This window comes from Chryseobacterium sp. T16E-39 (assembly GCF_002216065.1).
In the GTDB taxonomy this organism is placed as follows: Bacteria; Bacteroidota; Bacteroidia; order Flavobacteriales; family Weeksellaceae; genus Chryseobacterium.
In genome coordinates this window covers 3,212,177-3,232,981 of the sequence record NZ_CP022282.1, presented here as the reverse complement: position 1 = coordinate 3,232,981, position 20,805 = coordinate 3,212,177, and the positions used below count along the sequence as shown (strand labels likewise).

The following is a 20,805-nucleotide window of genomic DNA, read 5'->3' as shown; positions in this document are numbered from 1 at the left end:
TATCCTAAATAATTACAATGCGTATAGAATATGAGATAAAACTAGGGTTTAAGGACGTCATGTTCCGCCCTAAAAGATCTACTTTAAAATCACGGTCTGAAGTAGATTTAGAAAGAGAATTTACTTTCCGACATACAAAGAAGAAATGGAAAGGAACTCCTATTATTGCAGCCAATATGGATACAGTAGGTACTTTTGAAATGGCTGTAGAATTGGCTAAAGACAAAATTATCACTGCCATTCATAAGCACTATTCTGTGGAGGAATGGGATCAGTTCTTACAAAGCCAGCCGGAAAGTATTCATCAATATATAGCCCTAAGTACCGGTACTGGAAAGGCAGATGAGGAAAAGCTTAAGCAAATCCTTGAAAGACACCCAAAAATCGAGTTTCTCTGTATCGATGTAGCCAATGGTTATTCTGAGCATTTTGTTGGATTTGTAAAGCAGGCAAGAGCTAATTTTCCTGATAAAATCATCATGGCAGGGAATGTGGTTACCGGAGAAATGGTTGAAGAGCTTCTTTTAGTAGGAGCAGATATCATTAAAGTCGGTATCGGCCCTGGTTCAGTATGTACTACCCGTGTAAAGACAGGGGTTGGATATCCACAACTTTCAGCTATTATCGAATGTTCCGATGCCGCTCATGGACTTGGAGGCCATATTATTGCGGATGGCGGTTGTAAAGTTCCCGGAGATGTTGCCAAAGCTTTTGGAGGTGGTGCAGACTTTGTTATGTTGGGTGGAATGTTTGCCGGACATGATGAAAGTGGTGGCGAGATGATCGAAGAAAACGGAAAGAAATACCGTCTTTTTTATGGGATGAGCTCTAAAACAGCAATGGATAAGCATTCCGGAGGTGTTGCAGAATACAGAGCATCCGAAGGTAAAACGGTAAAAGCAGCCTATAAAGGTCCGGTTTCTGAAACGGTAAAAGACATTTTAGGGGGTGTAAGATCTACATGTACTTATGTAGGAGCTTCCAAATTAAAGGAATTGTCCAAAAGAACAACTTTTATAAGAGTTCAGGAACAGGAAAATCAAATTTTTAAAGATTAAAAACCAAAAAGCCAGATCAAATGATCTGGCTTCTTTATAACTTCTAAAAGCTATTTTTTATGTTAACATTCCACCGTCTACGTGTAACGTTTGTCCTGTAATATAAGTTGACATTTCACTTCCTAAAAATACACATGCATTAGCAACATCTTGTGGCTGTCCTCCTCTCTTCATTGGAATTCCATCTGTCCATGTTTTAAGGGTTTTCTCATCTAAAGAAGCAGTCATTTCAGTTTCAATAAATCCTGGTGCAATCGCATTACAACGGATATTTCTTGATCCCAGCTCCAAAGCAATAGACTTAGTAAAACCAATAACTCCAGCTTTAGAAGCTGCATAATTGGATTGTCCTCCGTTTCCTTTTACACCAACTACTGATGTCATATTGATAATAGAACCTGCTTTTGCCTTCATCATCGGTTTGATAACCGCCTTTGTAAGATTAAATACAGAATCCAGATTTACTTTAATAATGGTATCCCAATCATCTTTAGACATTCTCAACAATAAGTTATCTCTGGTAATTCCAGCATTATTGATCAATATATCAATATTACCGAAATCGGCCATTACATCATCCACTAATTTTTGAGCTGCATCATAATCCGATGCATCAGATTGGTATCCTTTTATTTGAGTTACAGAACTCAAAGTTGCTTCTAATTCTTTTGCTTTGTCTACAGAACCGGCATAAGTAAATGCTACTTTTGCTCCCTGTTGAGCAAAAACTTCAGCAATCCCTTTCCCAATTCCTCTTGTAGCTCCCGTAATTAATGCTACTTTTCCTTCTAATAGTTTCATATCTATGACAATTATTTTCTTTTCTATTTTACTAACCTATTGATTGACGGCTAATTTAAGATATTTATTTTTGGTAAAATAAACAGCCGCAAAGATATTATAATTTGTTATTCAATGCATTATTAATCACAAATTACTTCGATATTTCCTTCCTTTTTGATTTAAATGCTTTTATTCCCAAAGTATTTTATCCTCTGAATGAGTAAAATATAAATATTCAGAATTCTTCCCTTTTGTGAGTTTCAGCCCTTTTCTGTCAGAAGAATAGCTATCATATATCACCTCTTTGAGCGGTTCATTTCTCTGATTTGTAACCCCGAATTTATTGCCTTTCTTTATAATCAACTCATTCGCTAAAAGAAACGGCGTGATGTCATCATAAACAGATGGAATAACTTCTTCCCCTTTTTCATTGATCATCCCGTACTTATTCTCTTTGTTTTTATAAATTATCCCTGGTAATACACCAAAAGGTTTTATCGAAACAATATCCGGTAATTCTTTATATTCTTTGTCCTTTGGTGAGAATCTATAAAAAGTATTTTCCTTTTTAACAATCAGATAATTAGAAAATATTTTCTCAATATCGTACCCTTCGTCTAAAACATTTTTTAAATTTTTATCCAGTAGTGTTTCTATATTATCTTTTTTCAGGTAAATAAAATTTTCACCAGAAATTGTAAGATCATCTGCTTCATCGTATTCCTGAGGCAGGACAATATCACCATTCGTTCTGATTATCGCAATTTTTATTTTTTGATTTCTACTTTCCGGAACTGTTTTAAATAAGCCATCAAATAAATGATTTACATAGGCAAATTCTGTAGGATATACTTTTTTCTCTTTTTTAGAAAAAATACTTACTTTATCGTCTTTTATAAGATAAATATATTCGGTCCCCACAAATGCCTGATCATAAATTTCTTCTGCCAGAACGTTTTCATCAGCATCTATGATCCCATACTTATCTTTGGATATATTTTTAGTTACCAGAAAAGGGTAAGAAACAATCCCATCGACATAATGGTTGGAGATGGAACTTATCGTTTTTCCATTATAATCTATCACTTCTCCTTTTCTAAACCCTGTAATAATATATACCCTTCCTTTATAGAAATGTAGATGATCATCAAATTCTCTATCAGAGATCTGTTGACCATTAAAATCATAGATTTTCCAGACCTTTCCTGTTTTAATAAAAAGCCTGCTTTCATTAGCGAATTCAATTTTATCAAAGAATGGGGTTATCTGCTTTCCATTATAATCATACACACAATCCTTCCCTCCTTTAGAGTAAATAAGTCTTTCCTTATTCTCCCAGGTCCTGAACTTAAAGTTATCGAGGGGGATCAATTGATTTCCTTTGGCATCTATTAACGCTGTTTTTCCATTAAAAGTCCCTTCTTTAACCTTTAATATAAACCGGTCTTTAGTAAGTCTTAGTATCTCATTTTTGTAGGGAAAAGCAGCAGTAACGACTCCTAAAGAATCTACGATACTTGATTTTCCTGTATCTGAAATTATTCCATATCCATTAGCATAAAAGCGTACTTCTTTCCCTAATTGTTTTGATAATAAGATCTGTTTGTATTGATCAGTCTGTTGTGCAATACAAACTGATGATAGCAGTATAAAAAATAGCTTTTTCAATTAAATAGAATTATTCACGATAAGAACAATTTCTCCCTTTAAAGTTTTACTTTTGGAAAATTCGATTAGTTCGTTGATTGTTCCTCTTTTAGTTTCTTCAAATTTTTTAGAAATCTCACGGCTCAAACTTACTTTCGTATGTTCTCCGAAAAACTCCTTAATCTGTTCCAGTGTTGTATTTATTTTATGAGGACTCTCATATAAAACGATTGTTTTCTTCTCTTCAGCAAGCTGTTTAAGCTTTGTTTGCCTTCCCTTCTTTTGAGGAAGAAAACCAGCAAATAAAAACTCATTATTCGGAAGACCAGATACTACCAGGGCAGGAACAAAGGCAGTTGCCCCAGGCAGGCAGATCATTTCAATATGATGATCAGATCCTGCTTTTGCCAGTAAATATCCAGGATCCGAAATTCCAGGTGTTCCCGCGTCAGTAATAATCGCAATATTCTGGCCGCTTTCCAGGTCAGAAATTACTTTTTCCGTAGCCTGATGTTCATTATGTAAATGATAAGATTTCAATGGTTTAGAAATCTCAAAATGTTTTAAAAGAACTCCAGAGGTTCTTGTATCTTCACATAAAATATAATCGACTTCTTTCAGGACGTTCACTGCTCTGAAAGTCATATCTTCTAAGTTCCCAACAGGGGTAGGAACAAAATATAGGATTCCACTCAAAATTAAAATTATAAAAATTTATTTTCCACCAATACCCATAATCTTTGGGCATATTCATCTACTTTTCTCCAGTTTCTGGAGTAATACAGATCACTTAGATATTCCTTTGCTTCTTCAAGCGTTCTAAAGCTGTTCAGTTCTGAAATCACTTCATTCAGCTCAGACTGACTTCCTTCAAACAGCATTTTTGAAAATGCAATCCTGTCATTCAGATCCAATTTAAACACAGGTTTAGACTTTTCAGCCTCCATAAAATGAGTAGGAATATTATTTTTTAGTAAGCTTCCATTATCTTCTTTTACGATCGATTCCCCTTTCCCTCTTTCCTGAGGAATTTCACGGTCTAAAGGATCATCATCAAATAATGACTGTATGGATTTTAATCCTTTAATATTGGCCAGCTTAATTTTCTTCTCCTGATTATACTCATCAAGATTTTCAAAACTTTCATCTGAAGGGTATTTCTCCTGGATATGTTCCTGATGACCATTATCGATCTCAACGATTTTTCTCTTATTATTTTCTTCTGAAATAGCCTGTTCCTCACGTCTTTCTTCAACCTGAGCATCATTTTTTATTTCGTTCAGAATATTTTCTACATTAGAAGTTTCCATTACCATTTCACCCTGCTCAATAGCTACATTGGAAGATATAAACTGGGATTCATTTTCTTCGATCAGCATTTCGTCATCTTCCAAGACTTCAGTATCAAAAATACTTGGCATTTTCTCATTAACTTCAGAAAATTCATCGCCCTTATTGGCAAAGGCTTTTGCTTGATCAGACTTTGCATCTTCTTCCAGATTATTCTGAATGTTTTCTTCTTCGTCAAAAGAATTTAAGCTGGATTCCTGATAATCTGAAGGTTCATTTTCAAATTCATTGATCTCATTCAATTGATTTGTAAAAATGACTTCTTCTTCCATCTGATCATCATCCAATTTACCTTCCGGATTTTGATCATTGAAACCTTCTTCAGCAAAACTTACTCTATTCTCATGGTATTCATTTTCAACAATCTCTTCAAGTTGATTATTGAAAATCTCTTCCTCTTCTTCTTCCGTTTCTGGTCCCTGTTCAATCTCTTCCTGATATCCGGGATCCTCATCCTCGCCGATTTCATTCAATTCATTATTGAAGATGGCTTCTTCTTCTGTTACTTCATGAGCTGAATCCTGAGGTTCAAAATCATCATTTACAGAAGCTGTATTGATTTGATTTTCCGAATTTTGTGGTAAAGAAGCGGGTATAAAGTATTCAATATTCTTTTCCAGCATTCTTAAAAAAGAAATCCTATTGGCAAGTTCATCCACAAGATCTTGCTTGGAAAGTAATTCATCCACATTGTTTATTTTTTCGAGGATATCAATAATGTTCTTGGACTCGAAAAAAATTTTTTCCTTTAAATCTTGGATATTCTGCATATAAGATTCTTGTTAAAAATTGCTTACTTTTGATCTTAAAATATTACGGCTAATTTAACAAATGTTTTTAGAAAATACAATTAATCACTCCAAACAAAGCGGTTGGATGGAAGTTATTTGTGGCTCAATGTTTTCCGGAAAAACTGAAGAGTTGATCAGAAGGCTTAGAAGAGCAGAAATGGCAGGGCAAAATGTGGAAATTTTTAAACCAAAAACTGATACAAGGTATTCTGATGAGGATGTGGTTTCACATAATCAGAATAAAATCCGAAGTACAGCAGTAGAAAACCCAAATGAAATTCTCTTATTGGGTTCTAATTGTGATGTGGTAGGAATTGATGAAGCCCAGTTCTTTGACGAAAGCATTGTTGAAATTGCCAATCAATTGGCAAATAGTGGTATAAGAGTTGTTATTGCAGGTTTGGATATGGATTTTTTAGGACGTCCTTTTGGGCCAATGCCCAATCTTATGGCGACTGCTGAATACGTAACCAAAGTACATGCTATCTGTAAGAGAACAGGGAATCTTGCTAATTATTCCATGAGAACTTCCGAGGGAGACAGTTTGGTTGAATTAGGAGAAACCGAAAGTTATGAGGCAGTAAGCCGTAGGGTCTTCATTGATGAAGTCCTTTTAAAAAAGAAGAAATAATTAAATTTATAAAGGCGAAATCGCCGAATTGTAAAATTGCCGAATTGTTTAACTGTAAAATTGTTACATAATTATACAGTTTTTTGTTGTTTCGCAATTCGACAATTTCGCCCCAAAAAAACATAGTAGAAAGGCACCAATGAACTACACGATACAGGAAATTGCAGATATCACCAATGCAGAAGTTATTGGAGATACTCAGGCTATCATTAAAAATATTGCTTTCGACAGCAGAATTATATATTCGATCAAGAATACTGCTTTTATCGCAATTAATACTAAAAAAAATTCAGGGGAAAAATTTATTGAATCTGCCATAAGCAGAGGTATAAAAATTATTATTTCAGAACATGCTTTTCCTCAGTTTGAAGACATAACCTGGATCATAGTAGATAATTCTGTGGAATTTCTCCAAAAACTCGCTAAGTACCATTTCGAACATTCCCATTTAAAATCAATTGGAATTACTGGAAGTAATGGGAAAACCATTTTAAAGGAATGGTTATATCAATGCCTATGGAACGAGTTTTCAACGGTAAAAAGCCCAAAAAGTTTTAATTCACAAATCGGGCTCCCCCTTTCTCTTCTGCAAATTAATGATTCTTATGAACTTGGAATTTTTGAAGTTGGAATTTCCAAGCCCAATGAAATGGATAAGCTTGAAAATATTTTCAGCCCTCAGATTGGTCTTCTTACGCATATCGGGACAGCACATGCTGCAAATTTTGAGTCTGAAGAAATGCTGATTAATGAAAAAATCAAATTGTTCAAAGATTCACAGGTCATTATTTATAATGGCGACAATTCCCTTGTTGAACAAAAAATAAAAGAATTATACGCTGACAAAAAATTGATATCCTACGGTTTTAAAAATGAAAACCAGGTCTTTATCAAAAGTAATATTTCCCGGGATGAAAATATTATTGTCCAATATATTGATGAGGAAATAAGTTTCCCGGTTCATCAAAGAGATGAAGCTACGCTAACTAATGCTCTGGCCCTTATTACTGTACTAAAGGAGTTGAATATCGATAATCAAAAGATCATCGAAAAAATCAACGCTTTAAAGACCGTTGAAATGCGACTGGAGGCTATCGAGGGAAATAAGAATAATATTATTGTTAATGATTCTTTTAACCTTGATCTGGATTCTTTAAAAACGGCGCTACAATTTCTGAATGAATACAATAAACCCAAAAAATCACTTGTTCTAACAGACATTGTTGGAGTCAATTCAAATTCTAAGGAATTGTATGAAGAAGTTTCTGAACTTGTTAATGAACAGAAATTTGATTCCCTATTCCTCGTTGGAAGTGAGATAACTGCATTTAGCGATCTTTTTAGATCTACAACCTACACTTTTATTGACACTCAGGAATTAATTGAAAGTAAACATCTTACCGATATCGAAAACCAGATCATTCTTTTAAAAGGGGCAAGGAAATTTGAGATTGAAAGATTAAAGGATATTCTTGAACTTAGAAAACATGATACTGTTTTAGAGATCAATCTGAATGCAATCCTCCATAACATCAACTATCATAAATCCCTGCTAAAACCGGAAACCAAAGTCATGGCTATGGTAAAAGCAAATGCTTATGGACTTGGTAGTTATGAAATTTCAGAATTTTTACAGCACCACCATATTGATTACCTTGGTGTTGCCTATACAGATGAAGGTGTAGAGCTGCGGAAAAAAGGGATCACAACTCCTATTGTGGTCATGAATGCTGCACAGCACAGCTATGATGCCATTATACAGTATAATCTTGAACCTGAAATATATAGTTTCAGGGTATTGGAATTATTTAATGATGCTGTTCAAAAATCAGGATATGATCAGAAATTCCCAATCCATATCAAACTGGAAACAGGAATGCATCGTCTTGGTTTTAAAGAATTTGAACTGGATCATTTAAGTGAAATATTAAAGAACAAAAATCTGAAGGTTCAAAGTATTTTAACACACCTTTCATCTTCGGATATGCCGGAAGAAAGAGAATTTACTTTTAATCAATTTGATACTTTTGAGAAAAATTCAAATTACCTGATTGGAAAGCTTGGATATCAACCCATCAGACACATCTTAAACTCATCTGGTATAACAAACTATACTGATCATCAATATGATATGGTAAGGATCGGAATAGGAATGTTAGGTGAATCACCAAATAGTGAAATACAAAAACAGCTTCAGTCTACAGTCAGTTTTAAGACAGTAATCTCTCAGATTTCATCGGTAGAAAATGGAGAATCTATTGGCTACAGCAGACGATATAAGACTGATCATCTAACAAGAATAGCTACTATTCCTGTGGGTTATGCCGATGGTATCCCAAGATTGATAGGAAATCAAATCGGGAGTGTAGGAATACATAAAACATTAGCTCCCATTGTAGGAAACATCTGTATGGATATGATGATGATCAATGTGGATCATATTCCTAATGTAAAAGAGGGTGATATGGTGACCGTATTTAATTCAAAGCCAAGTTTAAAAGAATTCGCAGAGTACTGCAAAACGATAACCTATGAAGTATTAACTTCCATCTCACCCCGGGTGAAACGGATTTATATAAAAGACTAATCCTATGAGAAAATCCCTCATTCTTATACTCTTATTCCAGCTACTTTTCATGCATTCGCAAGTAAAAAAGGGCCTGGTAATTCCAAAAAATCCCAGAATAGGACTTTCTCTTGCAGGAGGAGGAGCTAAAGGTTTTTCTCATGTTGGAGTTTTGAAAGTATTAGATTCCTTAGGTGTAAAAGTAGATTACATTGCCGGAACAAGTATGGGTGCCATTGTAGGAGGCTTGTATGCTTCAGGATATTCAGGAAAAGAGATTGAAAAAATTGTAATGGATACTGATTTCTATTCTTTGATCATGGATCCGAAATCCAGGAAAGAAAGTACATTCTTCAATAAATCTGTAGACAAATATCTTTTATCCATTCCCATAAAAAACGGGAAAATAAATCTACCCTCTTCTATAAGTACAGGACAAAAGAATGTTTATTTACTAAAGGAATTATTTAAAAACGTTTCCAATATTGATGACTTTTCAAAGTTGCCTATTCCCTTTATGTGTGTAGCAACGAATCTGGAAAGTGGAAATATGCAGGTCTTTGAAAAAGGAGATCTTGTAGAATCAATTATGGCAAGCTCGGCATTTCCCTCTTTAATGGATCCTGTAAAAGTCGGTGACAGTATTTATATCGATGGGGCTATGACGGTAAATTATCCCTCAAAGCCATTAAAGGACAAAGGAATTGATATCGTAATCGGTGTGGACCTTAACCAGGACTTATCGAAAAGAGAGGATTTAAACAATATCATTGCCATTCTAAACCAGGTTATCGATATGAATATCCATAAAGATACCAGACGGCAGTATAAATATACAGACATCAATATCAAACCAAATCTTAAAGGGATGTCTGCCACCAGCTATGATGAAAAGAAAAAAATTCTGGATAGTGGTTATGTAGAAGGGATGAAATATGTCAACATTTTAGATCAATTACCAAAGCGATCTTTTGACCGCCTCAGACAGCGTGTAAATCCAATATATTCTAATGTCTATAAGATCGATAGCATCTCTCTGATTGGAAGTAAAATTTATGGTAAAAACTACACTCTGGGGAAAATGGGATTACATCTCCCCTCCATGGAAACATATGGAAGTATAAATAAGAAAATTGACAGGTTAGTCGCTACCAATAATTATAAGTTTATCAATTATGATATCGTATCAGAAAACAATGCCAATTATTTAAAACTATATGTAACGGAGGATGACGCAAGACATTTTTTCAAATTTGGACTCCATTATGATAATGTCTTTAAAACCGGATTGCTTCTTAACTATTCTGCAAAGCGCCTTTTATTTAAAAACTCAAACCTGTCGTTAGATGTTATTGTGGGAGATCAACCGCGGTATTATCTGAACTATTTTATTGATAACGGCTACATACCAGGATTTGGACTCTATTCCTCCGGAATGACTGTCGAACTAAAAGACGTGAACAATTATGATTCCGATACCTGGAAATGGCTCAGAAATGAGGCTTTTATCCAATCTGTATGGAAAGATAAGTTTGCAATAGGAGGCGGTATAAGTCATGATTATTTTAGTGCTGACACCAACGGCACCAACGAGAGAATAAGTAGATTTTTAAATCCTTATGTCTTTATTAAAAGTGACACTCAAAATGACAAGGACTTTCCTACGAAAGGAATATATATATCAGCTGAAGGAAAGGTAATCGATCTTATGAAATCTGAGCTGGAGAAAAGAGTGGTTCAGATTAAAGCAGATATAAGAGTGAACATTCCTTTGGCAAAACATTTTACCTACAGACTGAACTTGTATGGAGGAATAACACTAGGGGAACATCTTCCGGAATTCTATAAATATAGATTAGGAGGAATTTTTGAGCAGAATGTAATTAACTTTAAAAGCTTTGGCGGATTTTATTTTGCGCAATTAGGTACTAATAATGTGGTCTTGATTTCAAATGATCTCCAGTTTAAATTCAACAAGAATTACTTTATAAGTGGTAACTTCTCTTTTGCTAATCTCTCGAATGATATTACCTTTGAAAATGCAGCAAAACTTAATTATAGTTCTCTGGGAATAACGGCAGGCTATAAATCTCCTTTCGGACAGATTAAAGTTAATTTCAGTCACTCTTTAAAAAACAATCAAAAAGGCATATTCAGTGTTATATTAGGACACTGGTTTTAAAACAATGATACAATTCTTTTACGAAAATTTACCGGAATCTGTCAATACAGACTATACCAAATGGCTGGAAGAAATTATTCTTTCGGAAGGAAAAAAAATGGGTGAAATCAACTATATCTTTTGCGATGATGAGTATTTACTCAAGATCAATCAGGATTATTTGCAGCATGATTACTATACTGATATCATCACATTCGATTATGTTAAAGGCAAAACAATAAGCGCTGAGATTTTCGTATCTTTGCAGCGCATTTCAGATAACGCTTCTACCCTATCCAAAAATTATGAAGAAGAGCTAAGAAGAGTTTTAGGACACGGCATCCTTCATCTTTGCGGATATAAGGATAAAACAGAGGACGAAGAAAAAGAAATGCGCAGTAAAGAAGATTTATATTTAGCTAAATATATTGATTGATATTTTTTAGCATTTATAATAGCATTGCCTTTATTTTAATTCATTTTTAGGATAAAATGAAATATCAATAAGGCAAATAACACCCAATAGAGGCTCATTTAAGCCTTGTTTTAAAACAATGTTTCACGTGAAACATTTAGTAAAAAGATTAAAATTTAAGCCTTAAAATAGGTAATAAAATGATTTCAGAAATATATGATGTAATAGTAGTAGGTGCTGGCCATGCTGGCTGTGAAGCTGCTGCTGCTGCTGCTAATTTAGGATCAAAAACATTGCTTGTCACTATGAACATGCAGACTATTGGTCAAATGAGTTGCAACCCCGCGATGGGTGGTATCGCAAAAGGACAAATTGTTCGCGAGATAGATGCAATGGGAGGCTATTCAGGTATTATAGCCGATAAATCTGCCATCCAATTTAAAATGCTTAACCTATCAAAAGGTCCTGCAATGTGGTCTCCAAGAACACAAAATGATAGAATGCTGTTTGCTGAGGAATGGCGATTAGCATTAGAAAATACTCCTAATCTTGATTTCTTTCAGGATATGGTAAAACAACTTATTGTCGAAAACAATAAAGTAACCGGAGTTGTAACTTCCCTGGGAATTTCCATTAAAGCCAAATCTGTTGTCCTTACAAACGGTACTTTCCTGAATGGTTTGATCCACGTTGGAGATAAACAATTAGGAGGTGGAAGAATGGGAGAACCAAGAGCATTTGGTATTACAGAACAATTGGTTTCTTTAGGTTTTGAAGCAGGAAGAATGAAAACAGGTACTCCACCAAGAGTAGATGGAAGAAGCCTTGATTATTCTAAAATGGAAGAACAAAAAGGAGATGAAAAACCACAAAAATTCAGCTATTTAGACACTCCAAGGTTAACCAAACAATTAAGCTGCCACATCGTTTATACAAACGAAACTGTACACGATATATTAAGGGAAGGTTTTGACAGAAGCCCAATGTTCAATGGCACCATTCAAAGTCTAGGTCCAAGATACTGCCCTAGTATTGAAGATAAGATCAATCGTTTCGCAGAAAGAACAAGACATCAGTTATTCGTGGAGCCGGAAGGCTGGAGAACAGTTGAAATTTATGTAAATGGTTTCAGTTCTTCATTACCGGAAGACGTACAGATCAAAGCAATGAAGCATATTCCAGGATTCGAGAACGTAAAAGTATTCCGCCCGGGCTATGCTATTGAATATGACTACTTCCCTCCTACCCAATTAAAGCATACTTTAGAAACAAAACTGATCGACAATCTATATTTTGCAGGACAAATTAATGGGACAACAGGATATGAAGAAGCCGCAGGCCAAGGCCTGATGGCAGGAATTAATGCCCACAATAAAGTACATGATAAGGATGAATTTATTTTAAATAGAGATGAAGCTTATATTGGTGTACTAATAGACGATCTCATTACAAAAGGAACGGAAGAACCTTACAGAATGTTTACTTCGAGAGCAGAATACAGACTACTATTAAGACAAGACAATGCAGATATCAGATTAACTGAAAAAGCATATGAGCTTGGTTTAGCTAAAGAGGACAGATTAATTAGAGTTCAAGATAAAATAGCTAAAAGTGAGGAACTTGAAACCTTTTTACGAGAAACTTCTTTAAAACCAGGAATCATTAATCCTATTTTAGAAAGTATGGATAGTAATCCGGTAGATCAAGCCTACAGAGCCGCTCAATTCCTTACCAGACCTAATATTACTTTAGAAAAACTGGAAGGTATTGAAGCAATCAAGGAAGTATCATCAACTTTTTCAGATGAAGTAAGAGAACAGGCAGAAGTAAATATTAAATACAGAGGCTATATCGAAAAAGAGAAAGAAAATGTCTCTAAACTTAATCGCCTAGAAAATATTAAAATCCCAGAAGATTTCGATTATTTAAAATTAGCCAGCCTATCTTCTGAAGCTAAGCAAAAAATGAATAATGTACGACCAAAAACAATTGCTCAGGCTGGAAGAATCAGTGGTGTTTCCCCTGCTGATATTAATGTTTTACTGGTGTATTTAGGACGATAATTGCATTATGTTTCACGTGAAACATATTTTATGAAAAAACAAAAATTAAGGTATTTATGAGCTTCTTTGCCAACTCTGAATATCTTAATTTTTAATATAAAAGAATATTTTAATGAAAATTAAAGATCACTTTCTGACTCAGGAAATATTTGAAATTGAAGAAACAGAAACGAAAGGAGTATTTAAAACCTCCCCTATTCCATCTAACATTTCAAGATATTATGAAAGCGAAGAGTATATCTCCCATCATCAGGATTCAGGAAGTTTAAAAGAAAAATTGTATAAATTTCTTCAATCGTTCAATCTTCAGTATAAAAAAACAATTCTGATCGACAGATTACAAAAGAACTCAAAAGTTCTTGATTACGGATGTGGTGCAGGAGAGTTTGTAAAATTTATAGAAAAAGATTTTCAAACATTTGGATTCGAACCGGATCCGGATGCCAGGAAGGCTGCAGAAAATAAAGTAACCTCTGCTACGATTTTAGATCATATCAGTGTAATTGAAAATAAAAGTTTAGATGCCATCACTTTATGGCATGTATTTGAACATATCGAAAATCAGTCAGAAATGCTGGAAATATTTCATAACAAATTAAAGGAAAAAGGTCTACTGATTATAGCAGTACCCAACCCTACATCTTATGATGCAAAACATTATAAAGAATACTGGGCAGCTTATGATGTTCCCAGACATATCTTTCATTTTTCTAAAAAGGGCATGGAAAATCTAATTTCAAAAAACCCAGACTGGAAATTGAGAAAGATTAAACCCCTTGTTCTCGATTCGTATTACATCTCAATGTTAAGCGAAAAATATAAAAAATCACCGCTTTTTTGGCTAAAAGCAGTAATCCATGGAACGATTTCTAACATAAAAGCACTTTTTTCGAACGAATTTTCAAGTTTGATATACATTATCGAAAAAAGATAGAAAGTCGATTTTTAACCCATTTGTGAAGGTCAATTTTCACCGTTTTTATACTAAAATCTAAAAAACCAGACATAAATGGGATTCAATAAAAATCTTAACAAATTAGAATCATCATAAATGAAAATAGTTCGACAAATGTCGAACTATTTTTTTTCATACTTATTTTCAATTCTTAAATTTTATGTTCCAGTTTATATGTTAAGATTTTTTATGATCACATATATTTCAAGGATAATTCATTTAGATCTTTCAATAAAATCATAACATGCTTCACTAAAGTTTGCAATCCTACACTTCTACCCTATTTCCACTTCCCAGGATTACCTCCAATTAGATTAACCATATAAAACACCATTTTTAAATCAGAGATGTAATCCGTTGTAATAAAATATACGCTTTTAGAACAGATTATAACAGATAAGAAATACACCACTAATTTACTAGAGATATTTAAAATATTACAAAAAACAATACTTAAAGGTCATTTTTTTCACTTTTATATTGAAAAATAATTAACAAAATTCAATTTTTCACTAAAAAGATCAAAAAAAAATTACAATAATTGAACGAAATAAAATAAATAATTTAATAATATATATAAATTCAAAAAAAATTTTAATAAAATATATTAAAAATTAATAAAAATGCATCAAATATTAAAAATATTTAAAAAAATTAAAATTAATAATAACAAAATAAACCAAAATAAAAATATATCAGTAAAAAATATTAATTATTGCATTTTGTTTAATAAATAATATGTTTACATAAAAATAAATCATCTATATGTGAAAATAATATATACATTCACAGAACCATTTAAAATATTATTCAATGAAAAATTTCAAAATCGTAATGATAGCAATAGGAATGCTATCCGTTACATCATGCGAAAAAAGAGACGAAGATCTCAACACTACTTCTAATGAAGCACAAAAAAATCATTCTTTAGGAGCAAAGCTGATAGATCAGACAACTTATGACAATTTCGCAAAAGTAAACATCAATGAACTTACCTTGAAATTAAAAGGAAAGACTGAATCAGCTGCTAAAAATGCTTTAGCATCAAGCTATTTTATTCCTGGCTTACCCGCCATTGGTGATCAAGGCGCCGAAGGATCTTGCGTTGCATGGGCAACAGCCTACACAACAGCCAGTTCACTGGAATCCAACTTTAAAGGGGTGACCGCAAAAAGAAGTCCTGAATACGTGTACAACCAGATCAAGCTGGGATCATGTGATGCAGGTGCTTATGTAAGTGATGGGTTAAATCTCATCAAAAATCAAGGGGTTTGTAGTTGGGCTGAGATGCCTTACAACGATACCGGATGTTCTACTCAGCCAAACACTTCTCAGAAAAATGCAGCCAGTACACACAAATTTACTACATGGGCAACTGTGGACAAAACAAACCTAAGCAATGTAAAAACGCTTTTAAGTATGAATCTACCTATAATTATCGCAGTTACAGTAGATTACAGTTTTGATCATTTAAGTTCCTCAAATGGATGGATATGGAGCTCACACTCGGGAAATTCACGTGGAGGACACGCAATTGCTGTGATTGGATATGATGACAATAAACAAGCATTCAAAGTACAAAACCAATGGGGAACCAGCTGGGGAAATAACGGGTATTTTTGGATAGATTATTCATTCTTTGCTAAAACAAATAATGGTGCTATCAATGAATGTTATGTAGCTTATGTTCAATAAGTTAATATAAAATAAAAAGTAACCTTCCTGTTATGGGAAGGTTACTTTATTTATATAATAACAGTTTTTACTTATTAATAGCTGCAATACCAGGAAGTTCCAGGCCTTCCAAACTTTCAAGCATTGCACCCCCTCCGGTAGATACATAACTTACTTTATCTCCATATCCGAATTGCTTAACGAAAGCAACACTATCTCCACCTCCTACTAAAGAAAAAGCTCCCAGTTTCGTAGCCTCAGCTATACTGTCACCGAGTGCAACAGTTCCACCAGCAAAATTAGACATTTCAAAAACTCCTATCGGACCATTCCATAAAATTGTTCTGGAATTAAGAAGAACATCATTGAACTGATCTCTTGATTTTGAACCTGCATCCAATCCCATCCAACCTTCAGGAATTGCATAAATATCCACTTCTTTCCTATCCGCATCATTACTAAAACTTTCCGCTATGATCGTATCAGAAGGAAGATAAACTTTTACACTATGCTCTTTTGCTTTACCTAAAATTTCCAAAGCCAATGGTAATTTATCTTCTTCAACCAGTGAGTTTCCAATCTTACCACCAAGTGCTTTAATAAATGTAAATGCCATCCCGCCACCAATAATCAAATTATCGATTGCCGGAAGAATATTTTCTATAATGGTAATTTTAGTTGAAACCTTTGATCCACCAAGTATCGCTGTAACAGGCCTTTCACCACTCTTTAATACTTTATCAATAGCTTTAAGTTCATTAGCCATTAGTAAACCGAAAAATTTAGTTGAATTAAAAAATTCAGCAATAACTGCTGTAGAAGCATGAGCTCTATGGGCAGTCCCAAAAGCATCATTCACATATGCATCTCCCAATTTAGAAAGCTGCTCAGCAAATCCTCTATCCCCTTTTTCCTCTTCATTATGAAATCGTAAATTCTCCAACAACAAAATTTCTCCAGGATTAAGCTCAGAAGCAGCTTGCTCAGCTTTTGCTCCTATAGACTCGTCTACAAATTTTACTTCTTTTCCCAAGACATTAGAAACTTCTCCCAGAATATGCTTCAAAGAAAATTCGTCTTTCGCCTCTCCTTTTGGTCTTCCTAAGTGAGTCATTAAAATTACCGATCCACCATCATTAAGAATTTTATCAATAGTTGGCTTTACAGCCGCAATCCTTGTATTATCTGTAACTTTAAGCTGATCATCTTGCGGAACATTAAAATCCACCCTCACTAAAGCCTTCTTGTCTTTAAAATTGAAATCATTGACTGTTTTCATAAATATCTTAGAATTTTCGTTTCACAAATGTAAGATTTTAAACTTTTGGAAAAGATTGATTCAAAAAAAGTTTTCAAAAAACTTCCCACAAGCCCAACACTCACTAACCAATATTTTTTTTTTTTGAAGAAAAGAAGAATGAGTATTGTTGTTGAGTGTTGTGAGTTTCGGGGATAACTTTATGCCAAAAAGTTGATAACACTAAATTTTTATATAATTCATATTTAATTCACAATATAATTTCTTGTAAATCTGATTATTCAGAGGGTTACTAACAAAAATGGATTAGTTGTTAACAATTTTGATTATTAATTACTCGTTTATGGAAAAGTTAACGAATTCCTCCAAAAAAGATTTTTAAAATTTTGTGTTGACTTTCCGAGGATTTTTCTCATTAGTTAATTTTAGCGTTGGAAAAATAATTAGTTTATAAAACTTTTCCACAGTTATTCACATTGCTTTTCACAATTAACTAGTGATAAACTAACAATTGATTTTTAATACTTAAATTTGTAGGGAAATAAATCTATATAAAGTCTAATACAACTACTATGAAAAGAAAAATTGCGATTGCAGCCGATCATGCAGGTTTTGAATATAAGGAGATTGTTAAAAACTATTTTTCAGAACGATTTGATATTCAGGATTTTGGAACGTTTTCCACAGACAGTGTGGATTATCCTGACTTTGTGCATCCTGCAGCAACTTCTGTAGAAAATGGGGAAAACGAATTAGGAATCCTTATTTGCGGAAGTGGAAATGGAGTGCAGATCACTGCTAACAAGCATCAGAAGATCCGTTGCGCACTTTGCTGGATGCCTGAAATTGCTTCGCTGGCGAGACAGCATAATGATGCTAATATGATTTCAATGCCAGCAAGATTCATATCTAAGGAGTTGGCTATAGAAATCGTTGAGAAATTTCTCTCTACCAATTTCGAAGGTGGCAGACATCAGACGAGAGTAGACAAAATAGCATTTTGCTAAAAAATATAAAGGCTTGTAAATCAAATTGCAAGCCTTATTTATTTTAAATTACCTATCTTTGCAACAACAAATAGAAACACATTCTATATTTCCTTCAAAATCTCTATTGATAATATTAAATTTATTTATAATAGGTTTTTCACCCCCTCTTCTCCTTTTTTGTATTAAATTTATACGAACTAAAACTCCCGTTATTAAAAGAATGGAAGGAAAATAATGCTGTTGATATTGAAAATAATTTTTAAAAAATGAAAAAAAGAAAATATATAAGTCAAAAAAATGACCATAAATTAATGGAGATCGGGAGATTGATCCTCAGATTTATGAATGAAAACTCATCAAAAGTCTATAATTATAAACAGATCGCTGATGGAATCGATTACAAGAATCCCAGACAGAGGGAAATGGTGATCCAGGCTTTACATAAGCTGCAGTCTTCAGAAAAAATTAAAGAAACTGATAAAGGAAAATACATTATCAATTTAAATATTGCAGGAACATTAACGGGAGTTATTGATTTCAATCAATCCGGAAATGCTTATGTGAATGTAGATGGAATGGAAGATGATATTTTTATCCATTCGAAAAATGTAAAAGATGCTTTGCAAGGCGATAAAGTATTAATAGTAACATATACGTATAAAGGTAAAAAACTTGAGGGCTCTGTTTTAGAAGTTTTGGAAAGAACCAGAACCGAATTTGTAGGAACCCTGCAGGTAGTTACCCATAAAGATTTTGGATTTGTTGTTTGCGATAAAAAATCGATCAATACAGATATTTTCATTCCTAAAGGAAAATTTGGAGGTGCTGAAGATGGAGATAAGGTAGTCGTAAAAATGACGGAATGGAAACCTGGAGATAAAAACCCTGAAGGAGAAATCATCAAAGTTTTAGGGGCTCCGGGAGAACATGAAACAGAAATACACTCCATTTTAGCTGAATATGGTTTGCCATATGATTTTCCGGAAGAAGTAGAACAGGATGCAGATAAGATCAACAGACAGATTACGGATGATGAAGTTGCAAAACGTCGTGATATGCGTAATGTCTGCACATTTACAATTGACCCTAAAGATGCAAAGGATTTTGATGATGCATTATCCATCCAAAAATTAAAAAATGGAAATTGGGAAATTGGTGTTCATATCGCTGATGTCTCTCATTATGTAGTTCCTGGAACTATTTTAGATGATGAAGCTTATCAAAGAGCTACTTCAGTGTATTTGGTGGATCGTGTAGTTCCTATGTTACCGGAAGTATTAAGTAATGATGTATGTTCACTTCGCCCGAACGAAGATAAATATACCTTCTCAGCTGTTTTTGAATTGAATGACAATGCAGAAATTCAGAAACAATGGTTTGGAAGAACGGTTATTCATTCGGATAGGAGATTTACCTATGAAGAAGCTCAGGAACGTATCGAAACCCAGCAGGGAGATTTAACGGAAGAAATTCTTGTACTGGACAAACTGGCTAAAATTATGCGTCAGGAACGTATTAATAATGGAGCCATTACATTTGATAGAAGTGAAGTAAGATTTAATCTGGATGAAAATAATCAGCCTATTGGCGTTTACTTTAAAATAAGCAAGGATTCAAATCACCTGATTGAGGAATTTATGCTTTTAGCCAATAAAAAAGTTTCAGAGTTTGTTTCTTTAACGAACAAAGGAGGAGTTTCGAACAATACTTTTATATATAGAGTTCATGATGATCCGGATCCTGCAAAATTAGAAGCATTAAGAGATTTTGTTTCTACATTTGGATATCAGATGAATCTTGCCAACACAAAGAAAGTAGCTGAATCTTTGAATAAGTTATTGTATGATGTAAAAGGGAAAGGAGAAGAAAATATGATTGAAACCTTAGCCATGCGAAGTATGAGTAAAGCAGTCTACTCCACTGAGCCTATCGGACATTATGGTTTAGGATTTGAATATTATTCTCACTTCACCTCTCCTATCCGTCGTTATCCTGATTTACTTGCTCACCGTTTGCTACAGCATTATCTGGATGGTGGAAAATCTCCGGATAGAAATGAATTGGAAGAAAAAGCAAAGCACTGTAGCGCGATGGAAAGATTAGCTGCGGATGCAGAAAGAGATTCTATTAAATTCATGCAGGTAAAATTCATGGAAAAACACCTGGGAGAAAATTTCAAAGGAGTTATTTCCGGAGTTGCAGAATTTGGTTTCTGGGTTGAAATTCCTGACAATGGTGCAGAGGGATTAATCAAATTGAGAGATCTAGTAGATGATTCTTATGTTTATGATAAAGCAACCCATGCAGTATATGGTTCAAGGACAGGTAAAAAATATCAGTTGGGAGATGAAGTTCAGATCAAAGTAGTGAAAGCGAACTTAATTCAGAAACAACTGGATTTCAAGATTGTTGATTAATTAAATCATAAAGTTTAAATTTGTACAAAATGAGATGGATATTTTTC

At 33.8% G+C, this 20,805-nt stretch carries 15 protein-coding genes; 10 read left to right on the top strand and 5 right to left on the bottom strand.

Annotated features, from left to right (window positions below):
- Positions 1-17 precede the first annotated feature (17 nt).
- A complete protein-coding gene (locus tag CEY12_RS14570) occupies positions 18-1,058 on the top strand; it encodes a GMP reductase (protein WP_089028374.1) in 1,041 nt (346 codons plus the stop codon).
- A 57-nt stretch (positions 1,059-1,115) separates the two neighbouring features.
- Here the strand turns inward: CEY12_RS14570 and fabG are convergent, their stop codons facing one another.
- The 4 genes from fabG to CEY12_RS14550 all read right to left on the bottom strand — a co-directional run bounded on the left by fabG (position 1,116) and on the right by CEY12_RS14550 (position 5,608).
- Positions 1,116-1,859 (bottom strand): 3-oxoacyl-[acyl-carrier-protein] reductase, encoded by a 744-nt coding sequence (fabG, locus tag CEY12_RS14565; protein WP_089028373.1) that lies wholly within the window; start codon positions 1,857-1,859, stop codon positions 1,116-1,118.
- Between the two features lie 171 nt (positions 1,860-2,030).
- Positions 2,031-3,509, bottom strand: a complete 1,479-nt coding sequence (locus CEY12_RS14560; RefSeq protein WP_089028372.1) for a WG repeat-containing protein — start codon at positions 3,507-3,509, stop codon at positions 2,031-2,033.
- Entirely contained in the window at positions 3,510-4,184 is a 675-nt protein-coding gene (gene rsmI / locus CEY12_RS14555) for a 16S rRNA (cytidine(1402)-2'-O)-methyltransferase (RefSeq protein ID WP_089028371.1), read from the bottom strand.
- An 8-nt stretch (positions 4,185-4,192) separates the two neighbouring features.
- On the bottom strand, positions 4,193-5,608 hold the full coding sequence (locus CEY12_RS14550) for a hypothetical protein (RefSeq protein ID WP_089028370.1): 1,416 nt from the start codon (positions 5,606-5,608) through the stop codon (positions 4,193-4,195).
- Between the two features lie 61 nt (positions 5,609-5,669).
- Here CEY12_RS14550 and CEY12_RS14545 point away from each other — a divergent pair, with 61 nt between their 5' ends.
- From CEY12_RS14545 to CEY12_RS14515, 7 genes are all read left to right on the top strand, one after another.
- On the top strand, positions 5,670-6,260 hold the full coding sequence (locus CEY12_RS14545) for a thymidine kinase (protein WP_089028369.1): 591 nt from the start codon (positions 5,670-5,672) through the stop codon (positions 6,258-6,260).
- Positions 6,261-6,399: 139 nt separating this feature from the next.
- Positions 6,400-8,847 carry a bifunctional UDP-N-acetylmuramoyl-tripeptide:D-alanyl-D-alanine ligase/alanine racemase gene (locus CEY12_RS14540; RefSeq protein ID WP_089028368.1) on the top strand — a complete coding sequence of 816 codons (2,448 nt, stop codon included), beginning with the start codon at positions 6,400-6,402 and terminating at the stop codon, positions 8,845-8,847.
- Between the two features lie 4 nt (positions 8,848-8,851).
- Entirely contained in the window at positions 8,852-11,008 is a 2,157-nt protein-coding gene (locus CEY12_RS14535) for a patatin-like phospholipase family protein (protein ID WP_089028367.1), read from the top strand.
- 4 nt (positions 11,009-11,012) lie between these two features.
- The gene (ybeY, locus tag CEY12_RS14530; RefSeq protein WP_089028366.1) at positions 11,013-11,423 is read left to right on the top strand and encodes an rRNA maturation RNase YbeY; all 411 of its coding nucleotides are present in this window, start codon (positions 11,013-11,015) and stop codon (positions 11,421-11,423) included.
- A gap of 179 nt (positions 11,424-11,602) precedes the next feature.
- Entirely contained in the window at positions 11,603-13,465 is a 1,863-nt protein-coding gene (mnmG, locus tag CEY12_RS14525) for a tRNA uridine-5-carboxymethylaminomethyl(34) synthesis enzyme MnmG (protein ID WP_089028365.1), read from the top strand.
- Between the two features lie 112 nt (positions 13,466-13,577).
- Positions 13,578-14,399, top strand: coding sequence for a class I SAM-dependent methyltransferase (locus CEY12_RS14520; protein WP_089028364.1), 822 nt, complete (start codon positions 13,578-13,580; stop codon positions 14,397-14,399).
- An 834-nt stretch (positions 14,400-15,233) separates the two neighbouring features.
- Positions 15,234-16,115, top strand: a complete 882-nt coding sequence (locus CEY12_RS14515) for a C1 family peptidase (protein ID WP_089028363.1) — start codon at positions 15,234-15,236, stop codon at positions 16,113-16,115.
- A gap of 67 nt (positions 16,116-16,182) precedes the next feature.
- Here the strand turns inward: CEY12_RS14515 and CEY12_RS14510 are convergent, their stop codons facing one another.
- A complete protein-coding gene (locus tag CEY12_RS14510; protein ID WP_089028362.1) occupies positions 16,183-17,373 on the bottom strand; it encodes a phosphoglycerate kinase in 1,191 nt (396 codons plus the stop codon).
- A 551-nt stretch (positions 17,374-17,924) separates the two neighbouring features.
- Here CEY12_RS14510 and rpiB point away from each other — a divergent pair.
- Both rpiB and rnr read left to right on the top strand, forming a co-directional pair.
- Complete coding sequence (gene rpiB / locus CEY12_RS14505; RefSeq protein WP_089028361.1) at positions 17,925-18,359, top strand: ribose 5-phosphate isomerase B; 435 nt, start codon at positions 17,925-17,927, stop codon at positions 18,357-18,359.
- Between the two features lie 248 nt (positions 18,360-18,607).
- Entirely contained in the window at positions 18,608-20,758 is a 2,151-nt protein-coding gene (gene rnr, locus CEY12_RS14500) for a ribonuclease R (protein ID WP_089028360.1), read from the top strand.
- The last annotated feature ends 47 nt before the right edge of the window (positions 20,759-20,805 follow it).